Genomic DNA, 23,211 nt, shown 5'->3' with positions numbered 1-23,211 from the left:
CATGACGATGACGACGAAGAAGCCGATGGCAAAGCGGATGATCATCATGCTGATCTGCGTGGGCATACTGCTCGCCGCGCTGGTCGGCTTCAATCTGTTCAGGGCGCACATGATCCAGAAGTTCATGGCGAGCAACGCCGCACCGCCCGCCACCGTCACGGCCGCTATTGCAGGCTATCAAACATGGCAGCCGCAGCTTGTCGCCGTGGGCAGCCTGCGCGCGGTGCGCGGCGTCGACGTGACGACGGAAGTGGCCGGGCTTGTGCGCGAGATCGCGTTCAACTCGGGGCAGGAGGTGAAGACGGGCCAGGTGCTCGTGCGCCTGAACGACGATTCGGACCGCGCGCAGCTCGCGTCGTTGCAGGCAGCGGCGGACCTTGCGCAAACGGTCTACAAGCGCGACAAGGCGCAGTTCGACATCCAGGCGATTGCCAGGGCGCAGCTCGACGCCGACGCCGCCGACCTCAAGAGTAAGAGAGCCCAGGTCGAGCAACAGGCCGCCCTCGTCGTAAAGAAGACGATACGCGCGCCGTTCGCGGGACGCGTCGGCATCACGACGGTCAACCCCGGCCAGTACCTCAATCCGGGTGACGCCATCGTCACGCTGCAAGCCATCGACCCGATCTACGCCGACTTCTTTCTGCCGCAGCAGCAGCTCGGCCAATTGCAGGTTGGCCAGACCATCGTCGTCGATACGGATGCGTTCGGCAACCGCACGTTCGACGGCAAGATCCGCTCGATCAATCCGCGTGTGGACAGCACCACGCGCAACGTCCAGATCGAGGCGACCGTCGACAATCGCGAGCGCAAGCTGCTGCCCGGCATGTACGCGAACGTGAAGATCGATGCGGGTGGCGCGCAGCGCTATCTGACCTTGCCGCAAACGGCGATTACCTATAACCCATATGGCGCGACCGTGTTCATCGTGAAGCCCGGCGAACATAAGAACGCACAAGGCAAGGTCATGCCCGTCGCGCAGCAGGTGTTCGTCACGCCGGGGCCGACGCGCGGCGACCAGGTTGCGATTCTCAAGGGCATCGGCGAAGGCACGCAGGTCGTGACGAGCGGCCAGCTGAAACTGAAAAACGGCACGCCCCTCGTGATCGACAACCGCGTGCTGCCTGCGAACAGCCCGAACCCGACGCCCCAGGAACAATAGAAGAGCGCGCGATGAAATTCACCGACATCTTCATTGAACGGCCGGTCCTCGCATCGGTGGTGAGCCTGCTGATACTCGTGCTCGGCTTGCGCTCGCTTGCCGCGCTGAAGGTCAGCGAGTATCCGCAAACCGAAAACGGCGTGGTGACGATCACGACCGCATACTATGGCGCGAGCGCCGACACGATGGCGGGCTTCATCACGCAACCGCTCGAAGCCGCGATCGCACAGGCACAGGGTATCGACTACATGTCGTCGACGAGCACCACGGGTGTCTCGACGATCACCGCGACGCTGCGCCTCAACTACGACTCCAACCGCGCGCTCACGGAGATCAACACGCAGATCGCATCGGTGCGCAACCAGTTGCCGCCGCAGGCGCAACAGCCCGTGCTGACCGTGCAAGTGGGTCAAACCACCGACGCGATGTACATGGGTTTTTACAGCAACGTGCTGCCGAGCAACAACGTTACGGATTATCTGCTGCGCGTCGTGAAGCCGAAGCTCGATTCGGTCCAGGGCGTGCAGACGGCGGAAGTGCTCGGCGGCCGTCAGTTCGCGCTGCGCGCATGGCTCGACTCGAGCAGGCTCGCCGCGCACAACGTGACGGCCGCTGACGTATTCACGGCGCTCGGCAACAACAACTATCTGGCGACGCTTGGCACAACGAAAGGCCAGATGATAAGCGTCGATCTCAACGCGGGCACCGACCTGCATTCCGTCGAGGACTTCAAGAAACTCGTCGTCACGCAGAAGAACGGCGCGATCGTGCGCCTTGAAGACGTGGGAAACGTCGTGCTCGGTGCTGACAATTACGACTTCAACGTCGCGTTCAGCGGCAAGCGATCGGTGTTCATCGGCATCAAGGTGGCGCCCGATGCGAACGTGCTCGACGTCGCGAAGCGCGTGAAAACGATCTTTCCGGATCTGCAGAGGCAGTTCCCGACGGGCATGACGGGCGACATCGTCTACGACGCGACCGACTTCATCAACACGGCGATCACGGAAGTAGTGAAGACGCTCGTCGAGGCGCTGTTGATCGTGACGGTCGTGATCTTCCTTTTCCTCGGCAGTCTGCGCGCGGTGATCGTGCCGGTGATTGCGATGCCGCTCTCGCTGATCGGCACGTTCTTCGTGATGCAGGTGCTCGGCTATTCGATCAATCTGCTGACACTGCTTGCGCTCGTGCTCGCCATCGGCCTCGTCGTCGACGATGCGATCATCGTGGTCGAGAACGTCGACCGGCATATGAAGGAGGAGGGCAGGCGGCCTTTCGAAGCCGCACTGATCGCGGCGCGCGAACTCGGCGGCCCGATTCTCGCGATGACGGTCGTGCTGATCGCCGTGTACGTGCCCATCGGCTTTCAGGGCGGACTGACTGGCGCGCTGTTCACCGAGTTCGCGTTCACGCTCGCGGGCGCCGTCACGGTGTCGGGCGTGATCGCGCTGACGCTTTCGCCGATGATGTGCTCGCGTTTTTTCCGCATGGACCAGCAGTCGGGGCGCTTCCCGCGCTTCGTCGACCGGCAGTTCGAACGTGTGCATCACGGCTACCGGCGTCTGTTGCATGCGATGCTCGACACGTGGCCCGTGTTCGTCGTGATGGGCGCGCTGCTCCTGTGCGGCACCGTCTATCTCTTCATGACGTCGCAAACGGAACTCGCACCTCAGGAGGACCAGGGCATCGTTCTGTCCCAGGTCCAGGGGCCGCCGAACGCGACGATCCAGCAAATGCAGACCTACGCGGATCAGGTCTTCGACATCTCGAATCAGTTGCCCGAATACGCGCAGATGTTCCAGCTCACGGGCGTACCGACGCTGAACCAGGGTATCGGCGGCGTGCTCTTCAAGACGTGGGACAAGCGCAAGAAGGGCGCGACGCAATTACAGCAGGAATTGCAGCAGAAGTGGAACGGCATCGCGGGCGCGCGTGTCGCCGCATTTCAGTTTCCGCCCCTGCCGGGCGCGCAAGGATTGCCCGTGCAATTCGTCATCAGCACGACGGAGCCGTTCGAGAACCTCAACGAAGTCTCGCAAGCCGTGCTGCAAAAGGCGCGCGCAAGCGGCATGTTCTTCTTCGTCGACAGCGATCTGAAGATCGACAAGCCCGAAAGCGTGTTGCTCGTGGACCGCGACAAAGTCGCTTCGCTCGGGCTGACGCAAAGCGATGTCGGGCAGACGCTGGGCGCGGCGCTCGGCGGGAACTTCGTCAACTACTTTTCGATCGCTGGCCGCTCGTACAAGGTGATTCCGCAGGTGCTGCAAACGGACCGGCTGAACCCGTCGCAAGTGCTCGACTATTACTTGCGCACAGCCAATGGCAGCGTGATACCCGCATCGACGGTCACGCATCTGCAGCGCAACGTTGTGCCCGAGTCGATCAATCACTTCCAGCAACTCAATTCGGCCACGATTTCCGGCGTGCTCGCGCCGGGCATCTCGCAGGGCGAAGTGCTCGACTTCCTGCGCAAGGCCACGACCGACGTCGCGCCGGCGGGATACACGGCCGATTATTCGGGTCTGTCGCGACAGTTCGTGCAGGAGTCCGGCGGCTTCGTGACCACGCTGCTATTGGCGACGATCATCGTGTTTCTCGCGCTCGCCGCTCAATTCGAGAGCTTTCGCGATCCGGTCGTGATTCTCGTATCGGTCCCGATGGCGCTGTTCGGCGCGCTGATCTTCATCAACGTGGGACTCACCACGCTCAACATTTACACGCAGGTGGGCCTCGTCACGCTGATGGGCCTCGTGAGCAAGCACGGCATTCTGATCGTGCAGTTCGCGAATGAACTGCAACGCGCGGGGCGCGGCAAGCGCGAGGCACTCGAAGAAGCGGCTGGCGTGCGCTTGCGGCCGATCCTGATGACGACAGCCGCGATGGTGCTGGGCGTCGTGCCGCTCGTGATCGCGTCGGGTGCGGGTGCGGCCGGCCGCAACGCAATGGGACTCGTGATCTTCACGGGGATGTCGATCGGCACGCTGTTTACGCTGTTCGTCGTGCCCGCCATGTATATGTTCCTCGCCGCGGACCACCATCGAGACAGCGAGCATCCGGAGCAGACCTGAGCAACCGAAGAGATTTCACGATTTTCTGGATGTTTTCGCCACGAATGGTGTGGGGATGTGCTGAACTTTCTCGCTGCCACACTTCGGGCAAGGCGGATGAGCGGATTGATGTTCAGCAAGATGCTCGGCATGCTCGAACATCTCACCACATTTCTCGCACCGGTACTGGTAAGTCGGCATGGTATTCCTCTAACGAGAAACCGGGCGACAACCCATTCCAGTGCAGGAAATGGGCGCGCTCTCCGGTGTCGGTCCGGTCGCAAGCTAGTGCTTGCGATGCATCCAGCTCATATGGTGCGTGTCGAGCCACTGGCTCAGGCTCTCTCCCTGGTGTTCGCGCCTGTAGCGACGGGACAGGGCCATGGCAACGACAACGAGAACCACAAGGCCAACCCAAAAACTGATCATTGACTGAGTCATGGCAGCCTCCTTCGGGAATGCGACCATGCACTGAATTCTAGTGCCGAGGCGGCGGAATTCGCCCTGAAAGTTACCGCGGCGATCACTTCCGGCCAGAGCTCGAAGCAGGGATCACGTTCACGGGACCCAATGGTATGTCTATTCCTGTTGCCTAAATGAAGCGTTTGCGAGGGCAGGGCAGCAGGGCCGTACCCCAGCCGCTCTCCCGAACGTTGTCTCGTAACGGAAGCCGTGATAGCGAGTTATGTAGTGCTTGCACCATTCAAAGGAACGGCCAACGCTTGCGTCAAGCGCTGTCACGGCGCAAGTGAATAAGCACTTAGTTCGGAAGTACGGGACAGCAGCGCCTGGTGATCGAGATACAACACGTAATCCGACTTGATGACCTTTTTAACGCTTGGCGCGTACCAGTAGGTTTCGGTGAACGGCGCATCGTACAAGCGATCAAGCTGCCTGGCGTTCACCCCATGGCTGACTATCTTGTAGGCGTCAAATGAACCAGCGGGTACCTGTATCCTCTCGAACGCAACGATCTCGTCGTGGCCGCTGACATCAATGGTTCCGATCGTGAAACGCCGGACATGATGAAAGTCCCAGTTCTTTCCCACAGTCATTGGGAAACTCAGGGTTCCATTGCTAGGCTCATACGTTGTTCCGTTGCCATCCCGCGTCAGGTTGCCCTGACTGTCGTAGTGGTTTTCCTTTTGGCGCCCACCGTTCCACGAGGACGACATCGTCGTCTGCGTCTCTGTTACCGCGACTACCGTCACAACAAGAGGAACGCCGGGCGTGGAGCCGGTTCGCCCCCATATAAAGGTCCACGTATCACCGACCTTGTAGCTCGGCGCGTCAGCCGTGGGTGTGCCGGGTGGACTTGCTGGCGGCTGCGCTGTGCACGGATTCGTCAGACACCCGAGCAACAGTGCGGCATGGCAAGAGTGCCTCGTGAGCAACGAGAGGGTTGGCGTCGCGTTGCGGACTTTCACGAGTGGCTCCCGACCGCGATGACACACGAAGAACTGGCGTCGTGAGTTGGAGATTCCTTTCATTATTGTTCTTTGTTGCATTTGTGCAGACGAAATGTTGCTATCTGCCGCTCGCGCAATGCCCTGGGCAACGATCGTCACGGTTCGGAGTCGATGACGGATTGAAAATCCATCCCGCCGGGCTAGTCTCCGGGCCGCCGCCATATTCCAGCCGGGCGCTGGGCGCCGATTCCGGGTTGAACTCAGCGGCCACATGAACAGGAACGGCACCGGGCTGCGAGGGCGGGTCCCGTTCGTCAGTGTGCCCCAGTAAACCATCGAGGGTTTTGGCGTGCATCGCCCAGATTTCGCAGAAGACCCCGAAAGCCTTCTGCATTGAATCGAGCGTGTCAACAGCTGTGGACTCTTGAATGCGGTGACGCCGGAGCTGGCTGACGAGCGTCTGTTGCCTGGCGAGGGCGACGGCGCTTCGGGCGACCGTGTTGCGGGCGAGCCGCTCCCATTTCCACGCGTGCAGCAATGCGGGTACGTCTGGCACGTGTTCGTAGAGCCAGTACTGACACACGGCGGCGTGCGATGCGAAATCGGCACCGCGATGGCGCAGGATTTCCATCCAGCCGAGTACCTGAAATACGGGGATAAGAGTTCCCTCGGGGCCCCATAGCGTCGAGAGCAGAAAGTAGTCTGCCTGCGCTGGTGCGCCGTCCAGAAGTACCTGCGGTTCCATCGAATCAGGCAGAAATGTGTCTGTGACCATGTTTGCCCGCGTTGCGCAACGTTGAGGGTCCATTGTGTCCGAAAAAATGCGCCGTGGTGAAGTCGCCCACGGTTCAAGAAGGCCTGGCAGCCGCTCAGCTGCTGGCCTCATGCTCGAGTTGAGCCGCAGGTACATGCCGCACGTCGGTACCTTTGACGACATAGACGACGAATTCGGCGATGTTTTTAGCATGGTCCCCAATGCGCTCTATGGCTTTGGCGATGACCATGTAATCGAGCCCAGTCGAAACGACGCGCGGGTCCGCCGTCATTTCGGCAATCAGTCCGCGCGTAAACGCCCGAAACTCGTTATCGATGGCCACATCGTCCCGCACCAGATGCGCGGCTGCGGCACTATCCATTCGTGCGAACGCATCCAGCGCTCCATGAAGGAGACTCATGGCCATCTCTGCCGAGGTTTTGATTTCGACGATTCCGATGACCGGAGCTTCGCTATTGGCCTGGATGCGACGGATGCGCTTGGCCACCTTCCGTGCTTCATCGCCAGCGCGCTCAAGATTGGTGGTGCACTTCGAGATGGCCAGCAGAAGTCGAAGATCGCGGGCTGCAGGCTGTCTGCGAGCGATGACGTTACTCACCTCTTCATCGATTTCCAGCTCCATCAGATTCAGTCGTTGCTCGCTCTCGAGCACCGCGTAGACGACGTCGGGGTCGAACGCATGCAGTAACGAAAGGGCGCGAGCGATCTGCAACTCTACGAGGCCGCCCATCTCAAGGAGCCTCGTCGAAGCCAGGGTGAGGTCAGCGTCAAAACCGCTGGATAGATGTTTTTCCGGCATCATCGTCCCCTTGATGAGCCACGCGCGCGGAACTGCCAATCAAATGGACCATCCCGTGGACGCAGCGCAGACAGACATGATAGGTCCGGTCCTTGCATGCATGCCTGTCCGGAATCCACGACTTATGGATCGCCTTAGCCGCTGAGGCGCGACGGCGTGACTGGCAAATGCAGGTCGTAGCGAGAGTTGGTTGACGGTTGTTTGCGCGTGCGATCGGTAAGGCGACGCGCCGCGCCAGGTGGGACAGCTGCAGCTTGTGCACGAATGACATGGGCATCGAGGCATAAGATTGCCAGACTTGCCGGGGCCAAAAGTGGCTAAACTTCCAGGCGGTACTGCGGCATACGGGTGACCCGCCAATGCAGCAGAAGAATACGAAGGTTGCGTGTTGTGGGGTCACGCCATCGGGCAGCAAGATTGAGCCGCGGCGCTAGATCTCACTGACGCAATGCTCTTCGACCCAGCCCATTGCGCGTTCGCGCGCATAGCTCAGCGCTTCGTTCTCGTCGATGAAGTTGTCGTCCAGACAGATGTCATGGACGTCATCTTCGAATGAGCCGTCTGACGCCGGGACGAAGATTCTCGCGTTCGCCACAATTCTCCCGTCATCGATGCTTGCGCTCGTGCTGATCAGGCAAGACTGAAACATGAATTGCATGGCTCGCTCCGGTAGCTTGTCGCGTGATGAAAAGCGCCTGCGCAAATGTCATGCCGCCAGTCGTCCCAGCGAGTTGGAGGTGACTTCGCCTTGCATGCGACGCATGTTCCTTTTGAAGAGAAGGGCGCCGACCGCAGCGGAGGGGCGCTCTCGCTCCCGCCTCGGAAGCCTGTCCATAAAGATGCACATACGAACACCCATACATCGTGTACTTTCGGGTCGGCCCTGAATATGCTCGTACAAGCCATCTTTAAGCTTTTCTTCGCCAGGTAGACGCGACTCGAAGGAGGCGGTCGCGATCTGAAGTCGGTCAGGCTGGCAACACATGCGGCGGTAAAGACCCGCCGGTCCGGGATTCCAGGAGACACAAGTGCTGAGCCCTCACGAATTTGCGACGCTCATGCTGGTCAAGTCATCGCCCGACCAGATCGACATGGGCCGCGAGGAACTCGATACGCTGCTCGAGCAACAACTCGTAGCACTCGAGAGCCTCGCAACCGGTGCACGCTTCGCGCACGTGACGGATGAAGGCGAATCCCTGCTTCAGGCCATGACGCGAAAACGTTGACAGGCACCCGGTCGCCCGGCTTCGAACCGGGCGCGGGATGACCGGTCGATCAACACCCCATTTTTTTTCATTCCGCGCTGGCGACGCGCGGGGTCGCAGCATTTCCGCCCATTAAGGAGACTATTGATCATGCACACCCAGGAACTGGTCGCAGGCGCTCAACGTGGCAATCTCGACGCCGTTTATGGTCTGATCAGCACGATGGTCGATGGGATCGGCAAACTCACTGAACTCAACGCACAATACATACGAGCGACACTCAAGGAGGCGTCGGAGTTGTCGCAGACCACGGTGGAAAAGCCACAGGACTGGATCGCGCTCCATGGCACGCTCGGAGCGCCAATGGCTGAGAAGGTTCAGTCCTACACTCGCGAGCTTTTGGGGATCGTGTCGTCGACGCACGCTGAACTTCTCAGCGTCGCACGGGCGGAAGGCGAAGCACGTATGCGCCGGGCGCAGACATTCGTCGAGGAAGCGACCAGAAACGCGCCTGCGGGCTCAGAGGCGGCTGTGGCTGCGTTCAACTCCGCGATTACCGCGGCCAATACGCTCTACCAGACGCTCGGGAATACGGGGCAGCAGGCGGTCGAAGTCGCGCGAAGCAACTTTAACGTGGTCGCCAATGCCGCGTCGAAGAGTGCCAGGCGCGCGAGCGCGCAGTAACAGCGACCGGCATGGCGTGAGTTGGTCTCATGGGGTGCGTGTCGATCCATGCCTGTCGGGCCTTTGATCATCGTGGCGACGTGAGTGCCAATCTATTCGTTCTGGCGCAACGGCGACGCCTTGGCCAGTCCGCAATCGACCAAATAGCTCGCGAGCATCAGAATCGCCAGAAGAGGAAATGATGGCGCGGGCGCGCATGACCTGCGTGCGACGGATTGCTCAGAGGCGCAAGCTGTGCGTGCGCGTCAACGACACGCGCGCGCAGTGCCATGTCATAGAAAGCCCCCACCATCGGCAATGCGCCATGCGCACCTTCGCCCCAGTAGTCGTTGCGCAATGTCACGCGTGCGTCGTCGAAGCCCACCCACGCGCCGGCGACCAGTTGCGGATGGATCAGGATGAACCAGCTATCCGTGTTGTCCTGCGTCGTTCCGGTTTTGCCGGCCACGTCGGCGTGAATGCCGAAACGCGTCCTGATGTCGGAGCCAGTGCCGCGGTTGACGACGTCACGCATCGCATCGACCAGCTTGAGCGCAGCAGCGGCCGGCAGCGCCTGCTCCGGTCGTGCAGCAGGGAATTCGGCGAGCATGTTGCCGTTGCGATCCTCGATACGTGTCACCATGCGCGGTTCGACATAGGCTCCCCGGTTCGCGATCGTGCAATACGCCGAGACCATCTCCTTGAGCGTGACCGGGCTCGTGCCCAGGGCAAGCGAGGGCACGGCATCAAGGGGACTTTCGCGCACGCCCATTTCACGCGCGAGCGCCGCAACCTTTGTCGGTCCCTCCCGCTGCATGAGCTGTGCAGTCACGCGATTGCGTGAGAAGGCAAGCGCATTGCGCAGTGTCATCGGGCGGCCGGTAGGGGGCTCGGGGTCAGTCGGCCGCCATACCGCATTGCCCTTCAATGCAATGGCAACGTTGCGGTCGACGATCGTGTCACCCGGTTGTGCACCATCGGCAAATGCCGCACCGTACACAAAAGCCTTGAAGGTGGAGCCGGGTTGCCGGCGCGCCTGCTGCACGTGATCGAACGGCTCGTCGCGATAGTCCCGGCTGCCGACCCATGCCTTGATGTCTCCATTGCGTGGATCGATGGCGACGAATCCGGCCTGAATCTGGGTTTTGCTGTGGCAGAGCGCATCCACAAACGCCGCATCCTGCGCAAGTTTCCTGATTGCGGCCTGGTCGGAAAGGCCGGTGTCCCGTGCGGTCCGGTACTCCGCTGTCTGTCTGATGAAGGACTGGAACAGTTCGTTCCCCGGCCAGCAGCCTGTGCGCTCGTTCCATGTGCCGCTCGCGATCCACTGCAGCTGGCCGGCCTGCCAGGCAACGGCCTGTGTCGCCATTGCCTGAAGTCGGGAGTCGATTGTGGTGTGCACCACGAGCCCGTCCGAATAGATGTTATAGCCGTTGCGATCAGCCCACGCGGTCAACCACCTGCGCAGCTGTACTGCGAAATGCGGTGCAGTGCCAATGGGCTCGGCCTGCGGTTCGAAATCGACATTGAGCGGTTGCCGGTTCAGCCGGGCATACTCAGGAGGACTGAGCTTGCCGTATTTCAACATCTGCGCAAGTACCGTATTGCGGCGTTCCAGTGCGCGCTCAGGATTGAGCACGGGGTTGTACGTGCTATTCGCCTTCAGCATGCCAACGAGCGTTGCACTCTCGAGGACATCGAGGTCTGCTGCGCGCTTTCCGAAGTAGGTGCGCGCGGCCATCTCGACGCCGTAGGCGTTGTAGAGGAACGGCACGGTGTTGAGGTACGTCTCGAGGATCTGGTCCTTGCTATAGACAGATTCGATCTTGAGCGCCGTGATCGCTTCCTTGAGTTTGCGGCTCAACGTCGGTGCGCGGCCGATTTCGTCGGGATACAGGTTGCGTGCCAGTTGCTGCGTGATGGTGGAGCCACCCTGCCGGGCCCCGGCAAACGTGCGCAATGCCGCCGACGGAATGCGCCTCAGGTCAATACCGTGATGCTGATAGAAGCGGCGGTCCTCGGTCGCGATCAGGGCATCCACCACATGCGGTGAGATCTGGCTTAGCGTGACCCACTCGCGATTGACCGGCTTGAATTCCGCGAGCACGGTGCCGTCGGCGGAGAGGATTAGCGCGGGACGGTCGACGCGTGCCTTGCGGATGTCACCGAGGCGGGGTGTGAATGGAACAAGGGCCAGCGTATACGCGAGCGACAGCGCAGGCACAGCGGCAATTGTCAGTGCAATGCCGCGACGTGTCGGATGGCGCATGCTGTGCCACGTCGCAGCGATAAGGCGCGCGGTCATTGCACCGGCGCCGGCAGCAGCTGCCCGACCGGATTTCGCCCAGCGTGCGCAGCGTTCACGAAAGAGCGACACATAGGGGTGAGTCACGGTGGTTGAGCCATACACGAAACGCCGGATCGTACCAAAGCCCAGGCGGTATTCCGGCAGAAAAATGGCTCTGCAGGTGTACTGCTAACAGACGATTACACTTGTTTCGATTCTGCGGCACGAGGTCGGCGGTATCGCGCGTTCAGGGGAGGCGCGTTCAGGGGGCGACCCAGCTATCGACCCAGGTATCGCCTCGACGGACATACAGCGCGCGTCGGTGAAGGTCCGCTGCCGAGAGGTCCAGCCAGTCCAGGCGTGTGGGGCGCACCTCAACGACGCCGAAATGCCGCAAACCTTCGCCCGGTCCAGGAACGTGCGTCTCATCGAGCGCATCATCAGCGTGGATCATGGGAGTCCCGGGCGGCAAGCGCGTCCGGTAGACGACCAGGTCATGGTCGGGACTGGACCTCCACGCATCGAGCCGGGCCTGCCCGTCGCAAAGTATTCGGGTTTCGCCGGACACGCGGACCTGCAGGTTGTGAACAGGGTCGACGCCGACGAGCGCGATTCGCGGCTCCCGTCTGAGTTCGGCAATCTTCGGCGAGCGCAGGTCGGTATGAAAAGTAAGCACGTTCTGCGGTTCAATGGCACTCCGAAGCAGCACGGTGCGGACGTTCGGTGCACCATCGAGGCTAACGGTTGCTGCCTGCATGACCTTGAAGGGATGTTTATCTTCACGTACAGCGGCAGCGAGGCAATCCCAGATGCGGTTGTAGATTTGTTCGAGGTTCATCGGCGCGACCCCTTCAGCGTTTGCGCGCCTCGTGCCGGCTCGTGCGGTGATGCCACGGGTCGGCATCATGGGCGAACTGGGCATCGAAGTGGTCGGCGTGCGAAAGAGGGCGTTCCATGTTGCCAAGGCAGGCTCAGAGTGTCCAGTCTTCGTCCGCCGCGGCTCGCTTCGCGAGCGCAGCGAGATCGTGCTCCGCGTGGCTCTGACGGACGAACACGGGCAGATCCGCTGCCATGCGAGCGAACCAGCGGTCGCGGCACAGCGGGCCGGCGCCCAGGCCGCGCGCACAGGCATGCAGTGTGGCCTCGACGGCGCTTTCCGCAGCGGCGCGAGCACGCAGCGCAAGCGCCATGGCGTCGGCGTGTGGCGCGGAGTCGATCTTATGTGCGGCGTCGCGCAGCAAGGCGCGCGCAGCGCTCAACGCGGCGTCGGCCGCTCCGAGATGCGCATTCAGGTGCGGATCATCGCGGCGTCTCGCCGCGTCGCGCAGGCGGACGGCCAGCGCCGCGGCCGCGCCGTACCAGCACGCGGCGATGCCCGCGCCGCCGTGCCAGAAGCCAGGACGCCGCAAGTAGCCGTCCACTGGACCCACGAGCGTGGCGTGTGCGTTGAGCACATCGATTTCGACGCTTTGCGTCGCCGCCATGCCGACGGCTTCCCAGCCACGTGCCGTGACCGTCACGCCTGGTTGGTCCATGGGCAGTGCGGCGAGCCAATCGCGATCGTCGCTATCGATGCAGGTCACCAGCGCGTGCGTGACGAATGCCGCACCTGAACACCACGGCTTGACGCCTGAAAGCAGGATCTGCCCGCTGCGGCTTGAGGCGTAACGCAGCTCGTTGCGCGGAGAACGGGCTGCCCATACACCCCATATTTCTGGTTCCAATCTGCGGGGCACCGCTACATGCGGCAGGCACGGCATTTCAAGCTCCGACTGAATGGCGAGTGCGTCGGCATGCGCCTCGTAGATCTTGAGGAGCGAGAGATCCTGTCCGGCGAGCCCGGCGAGAAATTGCCAGCGCGCGAGCGTGCGCCCGCCTCCCGGCAGCGGCAGCGCGGGGCCCACGGCGACGAGCTGGCGTGCGGCGCCCGCGAGCGACTGCGCGTCGAGTGGCAGCGTGCAGCCTTCGAGCAGTGCCGCAAAGTCGAACGGGCCGCACCCGCCGTCGCCAGACAACGTACGGACCTGCCGTGGAGTCGCGCTCTCCATCACAGCCCCGGATTCGTGCGCGCGGTGCGGGCGCCAACCGCGATGCTGGCATTGCCGGCGGCGACGCGGCTGCCTGGTGTCTTCGGCGCTCTTGCCATTGCGATTGACTCCTCGGTTCTGAAGGCCTCGATATACCACCGACGGAAAAAATTGCTTGCGTGCCATGGCGATACAGCAAACGCGGTGCCGCGTCATGCAGGTCCGCCACGAACGCGGGAATGCCGCCTGCGCGAGCAGGCGCGTGCGTCCCGCACGAGTCACTTCACTCTAGTCAGGAAGGTATGAAAGCCGGCGAGCGCGACCGGTCGCGACGCTTTCTCGTGAACCGAAACAATCGAAGCAGGGAAAATCCGGCGCACGGCTGGGCGGCGGACATCGGACCGGGCCTGGGTACGATCGCAACCGACAACGATCCCGGCGGCATCCTGACGTATTCGCTGGCAGGCGCGCAGTATGGCTTCGATCTCCTGTGGGTCTGCGTGCTTTCCTGGCCGTCGATGGTGGCACTGCAGATGGTGTCTGCGCGCGTCGCGGCCGTCACGGGGCAAGGGCCTGACCGAGAACATGCGGGAACACTATTCCCGCTGGTTGTTTCTGCTGGCGGTCGCCCGTTTTCTCGGAGCCAATACCGTGAACATGGCCGCCGACATGCTGGCGATGGGCGAAGCCGCGCAGTTGATATTCAGGGGATCGGTCCCGCTCTTCACGGTTTTCTTTGCCGGCATGTCGCTCGCGCTGCAGTGGTGGGTGCCTTATGCGCGCTATGCAAACTACCTCAAGTGGCTAGCTTTGTCGCTGTTCTGTTATGCAGGCGTCATGCTGGTGGCGGACGTGCCGTGGCGCACTTTGGCGTGGCGCGCTTTCGTGCCGCACATCAGCTGGTCGGAAGACTATCTGGGGATGCTGCTCGCGGTGCTCGGTACCACGGTCAGCCCGTATCTGCTGTTCTCGCAAGCCGAGCAGGAAGTCGAAGAGGGCTCGCACGACGGCACTCAGGACAGCAGCCGCGTACAGCAGAAAGACGTCCGGCAGCAGCTAAAGAAAATACGAAGCGACATACTGGTGCGCACCTCGATGTCCAACGTATGCGGAGCACTCATCCTTTGCGCCGCGGCCGCGACATTACACGCGACCCATGCATCGCTCACTCCCTCTGGCTCGACTCGCGAGGCCGCGCAAGCGATCGCGCCGGTCGCGGGTGCCTACGCGCAGCCGCTGCTCGGCCTCGCGCTGCTTGGCACAGCGCTGCTCGCACTCCCGCCGCTGGCCGGCTCGGCCGCGCACGCCGCCGCCAGTTCGTTCGGCTGGCAGCGGGGCACGCAGCGGGATCGCCGGATAGCTGCAATCCTGGTGTTGCTTATGGCGGTGAGCACTATCGTCGCACTGCTGTTTGGCGCATTCGGCGTCGATCCGCTCCGGGCCTGCTACTGGAGTGCGCTGACCAACGGGATGACAGTGTCGCCGGTGTTGATCCTGCTCGTGCTCCTGAGTGCCCGGCGTGAAGCGGTGGGCGAGATGAAAGCGCACTGGTTCACGCGCGCCTTGTGCTGGCTTGCAACCATCACTACCTGCGCGGCCCTGGCCGCTCATGTCGTCCTTCAGCTTCCCTAGCTGTGCATGGCGCAGAGGCGCTCGTCTGCGTCGGCAGGAGGGCTGCGAAGCCCGGCAGCGGCGCTCGCGTGGTTGGCACGCCCGTTGCGCATGGGCTCTTGTCGATAGCGATTTGCGCGGTTTCGCGCATTGTGCAGGCAGGCTGACTGGGAGAGAGACATGAAAATGGGAACCACGAAAACCGAAGGCAGGGTCCGTGAACTTGCGGGCGACGCGCAAGAGGCGGTCGGCGAAATGCTGGGCGACGCGAGTACCAGATTGTCGGGCAAGGCAAAGGCGCTATGCGGCAAGTCACAACAGCTGGCGACCGACGCGGCGGTCGTGACGCGCGAGACGATTGCGGACAATCCCCTGGCGACCGTGGGTATCGCCGTGGGCATCGGCTTCGCGCTCGGAGCGTTATGGGGAGCGCGCCGCGAATAAGCGGACCTGAACCTGACGGATGTTGCCGGCACGCCGCATGTGCGAGGTGGACCATGACAATTCACGCGAAGCTCGACCGCTGGCACAACGTGTTGCGATTTCTCGCGGTCCGCACAACGGACTATGGGCAACTGCTGTCACTCGAACTGTCCGAGGCACGCACATCCATGACGCGCGAAATCCTCGCGCTCGTGGCTCTCGCCGTAAGTGGGTTATTCACGCTCTCATTTTTCTGCGTCGCGCTGATCGCATCCGCGTGGAATACACGCTATTTCCTCACTGTCGTGTGGAGCATAGCGGTGCTCTGGCTATTCGCCTCGATCACCGCATTGCTGGTATTGCGCGCACAAAAGCCGGCGCGTTCGTTCGCGGTACTCAAGAGCGAATTGCAAGCGGACCTTGAAACGCTCAACGAGGCGCTTAAATGAGTCATCGCTCCCGATTGAATCGTCAGGCATCTGAAGCCGTCCTGCTTACTCATATGGAATTGACGCGCGTGCGATTGCTTGCGGCCAACGTTCGCTCGCGGGCAGCCGGGCACGCTGCCGCCCGTGCACATTCGCGTAGCCTGGCGAGCGTCGGCCGCCCGGTGTCCGCCGCGCCGCTCCTCGCCATGCTCGGATGCTTCACGCTGGGCGCACTGCTTATCGGCCCGAGACGCGTCTTGCCCGTCGTGATGCGCACCGGTCTGGCTGGCTGGATCGTGCGCAATGTCCGGTTGCGTCTTGCACGCTGAGCGGACCGCACTTCGGCGACGATCATGTGTTGCTCGACGCGAAGCTCGACCCATTGCGCCACGACAATGAGACGCGGGTTAAATTCATGTGCGAACGGCAGCGTGGCACGCGGCGTGCGCTAGAGCGAGCGCAACTCTTAACCGAAAGGAGCGCAACATGACTATCCTTGATCCCCAGGCAGGGGGCACTGGCGCACAGATCGTCGGCGGGGGCGTCGGCGAAGGCCCGGGGCCCGAAATCATGGCCGCGGCCACGCTCGACGGCGACAAGGTGATTTCTGCTGACGGTGAACACGTCGGCAAGATCTCCGACATCATGCTCGATGTACGTAGCGGGCGCGTCGCGTACGCAGTCCTGGCTGAGGGCGGATTCCTCGGCATGGGTAATACGCTTCACGCCATTCCGTGGAACGCACTAACGCTGGACACCAATGAGAAGTGCTTCCGTGTCGACATCCAGGCTCAACGAATCAAGGACGATCCCGGATTCGATAAGGATCACTGGCCATCGATGGCTGATTCGACGTGGGGGACGCAACTGCATGACTACTACAACCGCCGTCCATACTGGCTGGCGACTGGGGAGCTTCCGGGACGTGATCCCGGAATGAATAACCCGACGGACTTGTGAGAGCAACCCGACCTCCGTGGGACGAATAGTCCCACGGGTGAGCCTGAACGGAGCTGCTGTAAAACTTCCTCCAGAGCGGCAAATGGGGCATCGGCTTTTAGCGGCCGGTGCCATTTTTTTTGCAAAGGCGGTGTTCGCTGGTCAATACCCTGACCGGCGCCGCGCCGACCGCCATTTACGGTGTTTGCTAAATGAAAGATACGGGCGCGTTTCTTGCTCCCCATCCACCGCGCTTCATGCAGCATCAATACCGGTTCTCCGACTTTTGCCAGGCTGACTACCGCCTCAGCGCGTCGGCGCATTGCATCGACTAGAACAAAACAGATGACTCGGCTGCATCGGGTTCCGCTCGGCTTTCCCGGCCACGAGGTGAAAATGGACGCTCCTACGGTTATGACGACGGTGGCGGAGGAAAACAACCTTGGGCGAATCGCTCGTACGTTGGGCGCTTTCCGGCGCGGCGACGCCGCAGCGCGATTGCCGGACGACTGGGAGGGCCTGTACGGTGAAGTTGCGGCCGAATACAACCTGCTTGCCGCGCAATGCGGCAGGATGTCTGTCCAGCTGCGGGATGTGGCGAGCGATCTGACTGTGCGCACACCCGGCGATATCGGAAGGCGCCTGTCCGCCGAAGCACTCGAAGGCTTCTGGCTCGATCACGCCGCCAATATCAATGCAATCATCCTGCGAGGCGAACCTGACACGGACCGTGCGAAAACAGTGCTTCTCGCGCTGAGTGCGCTTAAGGACGGCGAAACGGCGGAACTGCCGCCCGATTGGTCGGGTCTGCACGGCAGGTTGGCCCAGGTGTTCAATGAACTCGTCGACCAGAACGTACGCATGTCGGAAGAGCTCGCGCGTCTGAGCCGGGTCGTCGGAAAAGAAGGGCGTCTCAACGAACGTGCCGCGTTGCCGGCTGCCCGCGGGTTCTGGCGCGACTCGGTGGATGCCATTAACTCGCTGATCGGCGATCTGGTACACCCCACGAGTGAGGTCGCTCGCGTAATCGGCGCGGTGGCCCAGGGCGACCTCTCCAAAAACATGGCGTTCGAAGCCGATGGCCGCGCATTGCAGGGCGAATTTCTCCGCACGGCACGCACGATCAACACCATGGTTGATCAGCTGGGCACCTTCGCGGCCGAAGTCACACGTGTGGCGCGCGAAGTGGGCACCGAAGGCAAGCTCGGTGGCCAGGCCGACGTCCAGGGTGTTGCAGGAACCTGGAAGGACTTGACCGACTCCGTCAACTCCATGGCCGGCAACCTGACCAGCCAGGTGCGCAATATCGCGGAAGTGACCATGGCTGTCGCCGCCGGCGATCTTTCGAAGAAAATCACGGTCGACGTGAAAGGCGAAATTCTCGAACTGAAGAACGCCATCAACACGATGGTGGACCAGCTTCGCTCATTCGCTTCGGAAGTGACACGGGTCGCCCGCGAAGTCGGCACGGAAGGCCGGCTCGGTGGACAGGCGGATGTCCAGGGGGTTGCCGGCACATGGAAGGATCTCACCGACAATGTCAACTTCATGGCAGGCAACCTGACGAGTCAGGTTCGCAATATCGCGGAGGTCACGAAGGCCGTCGCTGCCGGCGATCTTTCCAAGAAGATTACGGTTGATGTGAAAGGGGAGATTCTCGAGCTGAAGAACACCATCAACACGATGGTGGATCAGTTGCGGTCGTTTGCCTCGGAGGTGACCCGTGTGGCCCGCGAAGTGGGCACCGAAGGCAAGCTCGGTGGCCAGGCCGACGTGCAGGGCGTGGCCGGCACGTGGAAGGATCTGACCGACTCGGTCAATTCGATGGGTAGCAACCTCACCGCGCAGGTGCGCAACATTGCCGGGGTGACCACCGCCGTCGCCGCGGGCGATCTGTCGAAAAAGATCACCGTCGACGTAAAGGGCGAAATCCTGGAACTGAAAAACACCATCAATACGATGGTGGATCAGTTGCGTTCGTTTGCTTCCGAGGTGACGCGAGTTGCCCGCGAAGTCGGCACGGAAGGCAAGCTCGGCGGCCAGGCGGACGTGCAGGGCGTGGCCGGCACGTGGAAGGATTTGACCGACTCGGTCAATTCAATGGGCAGCAATCTCACCGCGCAGGTGCGCAATATCGCCGAAGTGACCACAGCCGTTGCGGCCGGGGATCTTTCAAAGAAGATTACCGTGGACGTGAAAGGCGAGATCCTGGAACTCAAGAACACCATCAATACCATGGTGGACCAGCTCGGCTCTTTCGCATCCGAAGTCACCCGGGTGGCGCGCGAGGTGGGCACCGATGGCAAACTCGGCGGCCAGGCGAATGTGCAGGGCGTAGCGGGCACATGGAAGGACCTGACCGACTCGGTCAATTCGATGGGCAGCAACCTGACCGCACAGGTTCGCAACATCGCGGACGTCACGACGGCAGTCGCGGCGGGTGACTTGTCAAAGAAGATCACCGTTGACGTAAAAGGCGAGATTCTGGAACTGAAGGACACCATCAATACGATGGTGGACCAGCTCCGCTCGTTTGCCTCGGAGGTTACGCGCGTGGCCCGCGAGGTGGGCACGGAAGGCAAGCTCGGCGGGCAGGCCGACGTGCAGGGCGTTGCCGGCACCTGGAAGGATCTGACCGACAACGTCAATTTCATGGCGGGGAATCTCACGAGCCAGGTGCGCAACATTGCGGACGTGACCAAGGCTGTGGCTGCCGGTGACTTGTCAAAGAAAATCACGGTGGACGTGAAGGGCGAAATCCTCGAACTGAAAAACACCATCAACACCATGGTCGACCAGCTCGGCTCATTCGCCTCTGAAGTCACGCGGGTGGCGCGCGAAGTCGGCACGCTCGGCAAGCTCGGCGGCCAGGCCGATGTGCGGGGCGTGGCAGGAACGTGGAAAGACCTGACCGACAACGTGAACTTCATGGCGGGCAACCTCACGAGCCAGGTACGCAATATCGCGGATGTGACCAAGGCAGTGGCAGCCGGCGATCTCTCGAAGAAAATCACGGTCGATGTGAAAGGCGAGATCCTCGAGCTCAAAAATACCATCAATACGATGGTCGACCAGTTGCGTTCGTTTGCCTCCGAGGTGACCCGTGTAGCCCGGGAGGTCGGCACTGAAGGCAAGCTCGGTGGTCAGGCCGATGTGCAAGGGGTGGCCGGGACCTGGAAGGATCTGACCGACAACGTGAACTTCATGGCCGGCAATCTGACGAGCCAGGTGCGCGGCATTGCCAGGGTAGTGACGGCTGTGGCGGACGGCGATCTCGATCGCAAGCTGACCGTCGAAGCAAAAGGCGAGATCGCAGCGCTCGCCGACACCATCAACAGCATGACCGACACGCTGGCAACCTTCGCGGACCAGGTGACCACGGTGGCTCGCGAGGTGGGCGTCGAGGGCAAGCTGGGTGGGCAGGCCAAGGTGCCAGGCGCCTCGGGAACGTGGAAGGGGCTTACCGAAAACGTGAACCAGCTCGCCGCAAACCTGACCACCCAGGTGCGCGCGATTGCCGAAGTCGCGACCGCGGTGACCCAAGGCGATCTGACACGCTCCATCACCGTTGAGGCCCAGGGTGAGGTTGCAGCGCTCAAAGACACGATCAACGAAATGATCCGTAACCTGAAGGACACTACCCAGGTCAATACGGAGCAGGACTGGCTGAAAACCAATCTCGCCAAATTCAGCCGGATGTTGCAGGGCCAGAAAGATCTCGTTGCGGTCGGCGAGCTGATTCTTTCCGAACTCGCCCCGGTAGTTGGCGTGCAACGCGCCGAATTTTATGTGCTGGATACCGCTTCCAGCCCGGCATCCCTTCGTCTTACCGCGAGCTACGCTTCGGGCGGGCACGCTACGCACGGCAAGCAGATTCATCTCGGCGAGGGATTGATCGGCCAGTGCGCAGTCGAAAGACGCAAGATTCTGCTTGAGTCGCCCGCAACCGAGCCCTTCCGTATTATGTCCGGACTCCTTGACGCAACGCCTCACAACGTGCTCGTTCTGCCCGTCGTGTTCGAGGCGAAGGTCAAGGGTGTCATCGAACTCGCATCGGTTGAGCGGCTCAATCCCACGCACCAGGCGTTTCTCGATCAGTTGACGGAGAGTATCGGCATCGTGATCAACACGATCGAGGCAAATTCCCGCACCGAGGACCTGTTGAAACAGTCCCAGACGCTAGCCAACGAGTTGCAGAGCCGGCAGGAGGAACTCGAGCAGACCAACCAGCAGTTGCAGGAGAAAGCGCACCTCCTTGCGCACCAGAACGAAGAGGTCGAACGCAAGAACGCCGAAGTCGAGCAGGCGCGACAGGCGCTCGAAGAAAAGGCAACACAACTGGCGTTGACCTCGAAGTACAAGTCCGAGTTTCTCGCCAATATGTCTCACGAACTGCGCACACCGCTGAACAGTCTGCTGATTCTCTCAGACAACCTGTGCAAGAACGCGGACGGCAACCTCTCGCCGAAACAGGTCGATTTCGCGAAAGCGATTCATTCGTCGGGTAACGATCTGTTGATGCTCATTAACGACATCCTCGATCTTTCGAAGATCGAGTCGGGCACGGTAGTCGTGGACATCACCGAGCATCGAATTGAGGATCTCACCGTATACGTTGAACGCACGTTCCGTCATGTGGCCGAAGCCCGCAAGGTCGACTTCATGATTCACACGGAAGCACAACTTCCCGCGTCCCTCCATACCGATCCGAAGCGCCTTCAGCAGATCCTCAAGAACCTGCTTTCCAACGCGTTCAAGTTCACCCACGAAGGGCATGTCACGTTATCGATCGAAGAGGCCTTCGACGGCTGGACAGCGGATAACGAGAGCCTGAATCGTGCGCACCAGGTCATTGCGTTTTCCGTGTCCGACACCGGCATTGGTATCTCGGCGGAGAAACAGCAAATTATCTTTGAGGCATTCCAGCAGGCCGACGGCAGCACGAGCCGCAAGTACGGGGGTACCGGCCTTGGTCTTGCAATCAGTCGCGAACTGTCCAAGCTGCTGGGAGGGGAAATCAGGCTCATCAGTTCGCCAAACAAGGGCAGCACTTTCACCCTGTATCTCCCGTACGGCAACGAACCCGGCAAGGCGCTGCGCAGGACGGCCACCCATGACGAGCCACGCGGTTCGGTAGCCGTATTGAATTCTCGAGCGCGGTTGGAGTCGGTCACTGGCCCCGCGGTGCGTGAACCTGTAACCGCCGTAGTGGAAGAAGTCGCAAGCTTCGCTGATGAAGCGCAAGACGATCGAAGCAACATCGCGCGGGGCGATCGTGTGCTGCTGATCGTCGAGAACGATCGCCCGTTTGCGGGCTTTCTGCTTGACGCGGCGCGTGAAAAGGGCTTCAAAGGGCTCGTGACGTCATTGGGTTCCGTGGCGTTGACGCTTGCGGACCAGTTCAAGCCCGCTGCCGTTACCTTGGACCTGTTTCTGCCCGATATGGAAGGGTGGCGCGTTTTGTCCCGCTTGAAGCACGATCTGACGACGCGTCATGTACCGGTTTGCGTGGTCTCCACAGACGAGTCACGCGAGCGCGCGTTCAGTTCGGGCGCTTTCGGCTTTCTGCCCAAGCCGATCCAGTCGCGCGAGCAATTGGACGAAGCGTTGGGCCGGCTGATGAAATACGTGGAAACCGATGCTCGCCGGGTACTGGTTACGCTAGCGCCAACGCCGCAGCGCGAAACGCTTATTCAGCGTCTGGCAGGCGAGCGCATCGCGTTGCAGTTGGCCGTGCCCGGTCACGAAACGTTTAGGTGCCTCGCTTCACAGTCGGTGGACGCGCTGGTCATGGACGTCGACGGATTGAGTAGCATGTCGCCCGACGAACTGCACGAGGCGCTGCCCGGGCGTACAGCTTTTTCGCCGCTGCCGGTGGTCCTGATCGGGGAACGGGGAGCGTTACCGGCGCGTTGGCTGGGCGCGGCCGAGCGGTACGTCGTCATGCCGGTCTCTACACCGGCGCATCTGCTCGATACGACAGTCGCCGCGATGCATGTCGGCTCCGGTCGACTCGGCAAGCAGGCGCAGGCGGAACTGGAGAGCTTGCGGGAGTCGGAAATCGCGCTAACAGGCAAGAAGGTGCTGATCGTCGACGATGACATGCGCAACATCTTCGCTCTCGCGACCGTTGTCGAAGACTACGGCATGCGTCACGTCTGGGCCGACAATGGACGCGACGCGATCCGTCTGGTCGCAACTGACCCTGCAATCGACGCCGTGCTGATGGATATCATGATGCCCGAGATGGATGGCCTCATGACGATTCGCGAGATCCGCAAGCTGTCTGCCGGTCGAACCTTGCCGATCGTTGCCGTAACCGCCAAGGCAATGAAAGGCGACCGCGAACGGTGCATCGCCGCAGGCGCGTGGGACTACCTCTCAAAGCCCGTGGACCGCGCCGATCTGCTTGCCGTCCTCAACGCGTGGCTTCATGCGTAGG

18 protein-coding genes and 1 pseudogene are annotated in these 23,211 nt (G+C 61.5%); 11 read left to right on the top strand and 8 right to left on the bottom strand.

What is annotated here, in order from left to right:
* Positions 1–7: 7 nt before the first annotated feature.
* Positions 8–1,159 carry an efflux RND transporter periplasmic adaptor subunit gene (locus tag BFD71_RS04455; RefSeq protein ID WP_069262413.1) on the top strand — a complete coding sequence of 384 codons (1,152 nt, stop codon included), beginning with the start codon at positions 8–10 and terminating at the stop codon, positions 1,157–1,159.
* 11 nt (positions 1,160–1,170) lie between these two features.
* Positions 1,171–4,224: an efflux RND transporter permease subunit gene (locus BFD71_RS04450; protein WP_069262075.1), complete on the top strand. Its 3,054-nt coding sequence runs from the start codon at positions 1,171–1,173 to the stop codon at positions 4,222–4,224.
* A 15-nt stretch (positions 4,225–4,239) separates the two neighbouring features.
* Here BFD71_RS04450 and BFD71_RS38885 read toward each other — a convergent pair whose 3' ends face one another.
* The 5 genes from BFD71_RS38885 to BFD71_RS04430 all read right to left on the bottom strand — a co-directional run bounded on the left by BFD71_RS38885 (position 4,240) and on the right by BFD71_RS04430 (position 7,844).
* Positions 4,240–4,404, bottom strand: a complete 165-nt coding sequence (locus BFD71_RS38885) for an FmdB family zinc ribbon protein (protein WP_083245053.1) — start codon at positions 4,402–4,404, stop codon at positions 4,240–4,242.
* 536 nt (positions 4,405–4,940) lie between these two features.
* The gene (locus BFD71_RS40300; protein WP_141710570.1) at positions 4,941–5,630 is read right to left on the bottom strand and encodes a hypothetical protein; all 690 of its coding nucleotides are present in this window, start codon (positions 5,628–5,630) and stop codon (positions 4,941–4,943) included.
* A gap of 100 nt (positions 5,631–5,730) precedes the next feature.
* On the bottom strand, positions 5,731–6,387 hold the full coding sequence (locus BFD71_RS04440) for a hypothetical protein (RefSeq protein ID WP_069262073.1): 657 nt from the start codon (positions 6,385–6,387) through the stop codon (positions 5,731–5,733).
* Positions 6,388–6,481: 94 nt separating this feature from the next.
* Positions 6,482–7,186 (bottom strand): phosphate signaling complex protein PhoU, encoded by a 705-nt coding sequence (gene phoU, locus BFD71_RS04435; RefSeq protein WP_069262412.1) that lies wholly within the window; start codon positions 7,184–7,186, stop codon positions 6,482–6,484.
* A gap of 430 nt (positions 7,187–7,616) precedes the next feature.
* Positions 7,617–7,844: a hypothetical protein gene (locus BFD71_RS04430; protein ID WP_069262072.1), complete on the bottom strand. Its 228-nt coding sequence runs from the start codon at positions 7,842–7,844 to the stop codon at positions 7,617–7,619.
* A gap of 370 nt (positions 7,845–8,214) precedes the next feature.
* On the opposite strand from BFD71_RS04430, the gene BFD71_RS04425 reads away from it, so the two are divergent.
* Positions 8,215–8,412 carry a hypothetical protein gene (locus tag BFD71_RS04425; protein ID WP_069262071.1) on the top strand — a complete coding sequence of 66 codons (198 nt, stop codon included), beginning with the start codon at positions 8,215–8,217 and terminating at the stop codon, positions 8,410–8,412.
* A 129-nt stretch (positions 8,413–8,541) separates the two neighbouring features.
* Positions 8,542–9,075 carry a TIGR01841 family phasin gene (gene phaP / locus BFD71_RS04420; protein ID WP_083245052.1) on the top strand — a complete coding sequence of 178 codons (534 nt, stop codon included), beginning with the start codon at positions 8,542–8,544 and terminating at the stop codon, positions 9,073–9,075.
* Positions 9,076–9,232: 157 nt separating this feature from the next.
* Here the strand turns inward: phaP and BFD71_RS04415 are convergent, their stop codons facing one another.
* The 3 genes from BFD71_RS04415 to BFD71_RS04405 form a co-directional block, all read right to left on the bottom strand.
* On the bottom strand, positions 9,233–11,359 hold the full coding sequence (locus tag BFD71_RS04415; RefSeq protein WP_083245051.1) for a penicillin-binding protein 1A: 2,127 nt from the start codon (positions 11,357–11,359) through the stop codon (positions 9,233–9,235).
* A 244-nt stretch (positions 11,360–11,603) separates the two neighbouring features.
* Positions 11,604–12,179, bottom strand: coding sequence for a pyridoxamine 5'-phosphate oxidase family protein (locus tag BFD71_RS04410; RefSeq protein WP_069262068.1), 576 nt, complete (start codon positions 12,177–12,179; stop codon positions 11,604–11,606).
* 133 nt (positions 12,180–12,312) lie between these two features.
* Positions 12,313–13,356 carry an acyl-CoA dehydrogenase gene (locus BFD71_RS04405; RefSeq protein ID WP_141710569.1) on the bottom strand — a complete coding sequence of 348 codons (1,044 nt, stop codon included), beginning with the start codon at positions 13,354–13,356 and terminating at the stop codon, positions 12,313–12,315.
* A gap of 251 nt (positions 13,357–13,607) precedes the next feature.
* Here BFD71_RS04405 and BFD71_RS42005 point away from each other — a divergent pair.
* From BFD71_RS42005 to BFD71_RS04375, 7 genes and pseudogenes are all read left to right on the top strand, one after another.
* Positions 13,608–13,880 (top strand): annotated as a pseudogene (locus BFD71_RS42005) (hypothetical protein); the annotation flags it as partial.
* A 73-nt stretch (positions 13,881–13,953) separates the two neighbouring features.
* Entirely contained in the window at positions 13,954–15,000 is a 1,047-nt protein-coding gene (locus BFD71_RS04400; protein WP_256094488.1) for an NRAMP family divalent metal transporter, read from the top strand.
* 159 nt (positions 15,001–15,159) lie between these two features.
* Complete coding sequence (locus tag BFD71_RS04395) at positions 15,160–15,423, top strand: glycine zipper domain-containing protein (protein WP_256094487.1); 264 nt, start codon at positions 15,160–15,162, stop codon at positions 15,421–15,423.
* Between the two features lie 53 nt (positions 15,424–15,476).
* A complete protein-coding gene (locus BFD71_RS04390) occupies positions 15,477–15,851 on the top strand; it encodes a hypothetical protein (protein ID WP_069262066.1) in 375 nt (124 codons plus the stop codon).
* Positions 15,848–16,159: a hypothetical protein gene (locus BFD71_RS41290; RefSeq protein WP_176732823.1), complete on the top strand. Its 312-nt coding sequence runs from the start codon at positions 15,848–15,850 to the stop codon at positions 16,157–16,159. Before BFD71_RS04390 ends, BFD71_RS41290 begins: the two co-directional genes overlap by 4 nt.
* Before the next feature lie 157 nt (positions 16,160–16,316).
* On the top strand, positions 16,317–16,790 hold the full coding sequence (locus BFD71_RS04380; protein ID WP_069262064.1) for a PRC-barrel domain-containing protein: 474 nt from the start codon (positions 16,317–16,319) through the stop codon (positions 16,788–16,790).
* Between the two features lie 375 nt (positions 16,791–17,165).
* Positions 17,166–23,210, top strand: coding sequence for a HAMP domain-containing protein (locus tag BFD71_RS04375; protein ID WP_083245050.1), 6,045 nt, complete (start codon positions 17,166–17,168; stop codon positions 23,208–23,210).
* The last annotated feature ends 1 nt before the right edge of the window (position 23,211 follow it).

It is taken from the genome of Paraburkholderia nodosa (assembly GCF_001718195.1).
GTDB lineage: Bacteria > Pseudomonadota > Gammaproteobacteria > Burkholderiales > Burkholderiaceae > Paraburkholderia > Paraburkholderia nodosa_A.
This window is presented reverse-complemented; position numbering and strand designations above follow the sequence as displayed.

Excerpts from the sequence above, each read along its gene's own strand:
- BFD71_RS04455 (WP_069262413.1), top strand. The coding sequence starts at position 8 with ATGACGACGAAGAAGCCGATGGCAAAGCGGATGATCATCATGCTGATC.
- BFD71_RS04450 (WP_069262075.1), top strand. The coding sequence starts at position 1,171 with ATGAAATTCACCGACATCTTCATTGAACGGCCGGTCCTCGCATCGGTG.
- BFD71_RS38885 (WP_083245053.1), bottom strand. The coding sequence starts at position 4,404 with ATGCCGACTTACCAGTACCGGTGCGAGAAATGTGGTGAGATGTTCGAG.
- BFD71_RS04440 (WP_069262073.1), bottom strand. The coding sequence starts at position 6,387 with ATGGTCACAGACACATTTCTGCCTGATTCGATGGAACCGCAGGTACTT.
- phoU (WP_069262412.1), bottom strand. The coding sequence starts at position 7,186 with ATGCCGGAAAAACATCTATCCAGCGGTTTTGACGCTGACCTCACCCTG.
- BFD71_RS04430 (WP_069262072.1), bottom strand. The coding sequence starts at position 7,844 with ATGCAATTCATGTTTCAGTCTTGCCTGATCAGCACGAGCGCAAGCATC.
- phaP (WP_083245052.1), top strand. The coding sequence starts at position 8,542 with ATGCACACCCAGGAACTGGTCGCAGGCGCTCAACGTGGCAATCTCGAC.
- BFD71_RS04415 (WP_083245051.1), bottom strand. The coding sequence starts at position 11,359 with ATGACCGCGCGCCTTATCGCTGCGACGTGGCACAGCATGCGCCATCCG.
- BFD71_RS04410 (WP_069262068.1), bottom strand. The coding sequence starts at position 12,179 with ATGAACCTCGAACAAATCTACAACCGCATCTGGGATTGCCTCGCTGCC.
- BFD71_RS04400 (WP_256094488.1), top strand. The coding sequence starts at position 13,954 with ATGCGGGAACACTATTCCCGCTGGTTGTTTCTGCTGGCGGTCGCCCGT.
- BFD71_RS04395 (WP_256094487.1), top strand. The coding sequence starts at position 15,160 with ATGAAAATGGGAACCACGAAAACCGAAGGCAGGGTCCGTGAACTTGCG.
- BFD71_RS04390 (WP_069262066.1), top strand. The coding sequence starts at position 15,477 with ATGACAATTCACGCGAAGCTCGACCGCTGGCACAACGTGTTGCGATTT.
- BFD71_RS41290 (WP_176732823.1), top strand. The coding sequence starts at position 15,848 with ATGAGTCATCGCTCCCGATTGAATCGTCAGGCATCTGAAGCCGTCCTG.
- BFD71_RS04380 (WP_069262064.1), top strand. The coding sequence starts at position 16,317 with ATGACTATCCTTGATCCCCAGGCAGGGGGCACTGGCGCACAGATCGTC.
- BFD71_RS04375 (WP_083245050.1), top strand. The coding sequence starts at position 17,166 with ATGGACGCTCCTACGGTTATGACGACGGTGGCGGAGGAAAACAACCTT.